Raw genomic sequence first — 2,285 nt, forward strand, 5'->3', positions numbered from 1 at the left:
CCGCCCGCTCATCGAGCGAACTCGACGTCGGCGACGCCGGGCAACGGTCCGATTTCGGCTGCGATGAAGGCGCAGGCCGAGGACTCGTCAACGGTGACCTGGAACGAGGTCGGCAGGTCCTCAGGATCGACCAGATCTAACCTCCTGGGATAATAAACCAGATATTAATAAACCAGATATTAATAAACCAGATATTAGTAATAATCAGACGCTGAAATATCTGGGATTGAATGATTGCAGACGATTGATGGAACGTCTCGGGTATTGGATGCATACCCAGGATAGTAAAAAGGAAAAAGATAAAACGGAGAAAGAAGGTAGGATAGTAATTAATCGAGATGAACTGATCGCTTGGTTTGGTAGAGAAATTAAAACCATGAAACAGATTCAGTTATACGAGGCCAAGGCAGAGGCAAAACGGTTGGTTAATTTAATTAGCGTTCGCGTAGCGGCTCCAAAGGAGCATCGCACTGGTATTTTAACACAACAAGGGTTGGATGGTTACGCCTTTATCCATAAAATATTTCAAGACTATCTTTGTGCTCAAGAAATTAACTATCAAGCCGATAATGAAGGGAATTTTGATATTATCCTGAATCATATCCAAGACTATCTCCATGACTCCCAGTCGCAAGACGTCTTGCTCCTACTAATTGCTCAGCTTAAACCCAAAAAAGCCGCTAAAGCAATTCAGGAAATTTTCAATAATGGCAGTGAGTATGAGTCTTGGTTACATCGTGATTTATTATTTGCTGCCACTTGCATTGCCGAAAATCCTCAACCCTTGAAGATAGCCGATAATTCACTAATGCAAGAAATTTTAGCAGCATTAGTTACCCTAGCAGCCAGTGATTCACGGCGAGTTGGTTACCAACTCCATCAGCAAGTCTTTCAAATCCTTTCCGACTTGAATCAGACTGAGATTAAACTTGACGTTCTACAAGTATTGAAAGATATAGCAAACTCTCAGAAAGATACACAATCCCAGGAAAGCCAAGTAGAATTAGGGCAAAACCAATTAGAGCAAAACCAATTAGGGCAAAACCCGACAGTCCTCAAAACCTTTTTGGCAGGGCTAGAGGATAATAATAATACCGTGCGTCACCAGGCCAGTGAGATATTAACTAGTGATAGATTAACTAGTGATAGATTAACTAAATTAGACTATCCCGACTATTATCTCACTACTACCGAGCACACTAGTCTTCAAAAAAATATTCAGAACTTATCACTAAGCGCTATTGTCAGATTAGACAATACTTCAGAAAGCTTAGTAAATACACTGCTGAGCTGGCTAAAAGATGACGATGCTACCGTTCGTTCTGAAGCAGCTTTAGCATTAGGTGAATTGGATCAGGCTTCTGAGCCAGTAGTGAATAGCTTGTTGATGGGGCTAAACGATAAAAATGCTCGTGTTCGTTACTCCAGTATCTGGGCATTGGGCAAATTGAAGCAACGTGGTAAAACCGTTGTGAGTGCCTTATTGACAAGGCTAAACGATCAAAATTCTCGTGTTCGTTGCTTGAGTGCTTCGGTCTTGGGTAAATTAGAGCAGCCTGGTGAAACCGTAGTCAGTGCTTTAGTCACATGCCTCAAAGATAAAGATTCTGATCTCCGTTGTGCCGCTGCTACTGCTTTAGGTCAGTTAGGTAATGGTCAGTTAGGGAACCTTTCTGAAACAGTTGTCAGTGCCCTACTACCACAACTAGAGGATCAAGATTCTGATGTACGTTGTGCCACTATTAATGCCTTGAGCCAGTTGGGTAATTCTTCACAAGTTGTGATCACTGCCTTGCTGGGGTGCCTCAAAGATGAGGAGTCTGGTGTACGAGCCTCAGCTGCTGAGACCTTGGCTGAGTTAGGTAAACCATCTAGTTATGTGTCCAGTGCTCTTGCACAATGGATTGAGCTGCACCAAGCCTCAGACTATGTTGGTAGTGGGATTGATGCTCTATGGAATTTGGAGATCGCACAGTAGATTATTAGTAATTGGTCATTAGTCAATAGCAACTACGATCAGAGTAAATTTAAGTCACCAAAGAGTGACATACTCCCGACGTTGCCCTAACGGGACAACGCGGGCTTCTTGCCAACACCAGGTATCCCTATCGGCGTTCGCCTTTGGCGTGGCCTACGGCCAAGCCGACGCTACGCGAACGGTTGCTCGGCAAGCTTATTAGAGTCGATGTCCGGTATTATCCGGAGCACCTCTCCTTCAAAGCCGTGCGTGAGACTTTCATCTCACACGGCTCCTAGATTCTCTCAACCTCTCGGCTTGCCTTTTG

At 44.1% G+C, this 2,285-nt stretch carries 2 protein-coding genes; both read left to right on the forward strand.

The window, feature by feature from the left end; translation table 11 throughout:
- The first annotated feature begins 247 nt into the window (after positions 1-247).
- Positions 248-1,978 (forward strand): HEAT repeat domain-containing protein, encoded by a 1,731-nt coding sequence (locus F6K20_RS34835; protein WP_287297853.1) that lies wholly within the window; start codon positions 248-250, stop codon positions 1,976-1,978.
- A 108-nt stretch (positions 1,979-2,086) separates the two neighbouring features.
- Positions 2,087-2,285 (forward strand): hypothetical protein (locus F6K20_RS34840; RefSeq protein ID WP_287297855.1); only part of this gene is annotated, 199 nt, incomplete at its 3' end.

It is taken from the genome of Moorena sp. SIO2C4, from assembly GCF_010672485.1.
Classification (GTDB): Bacteria; Cyanobacteriota; Cyanobacteriia; order Cyanobacteriales; family Coleofasciculaceae; genus Moorena; species Moorena producens.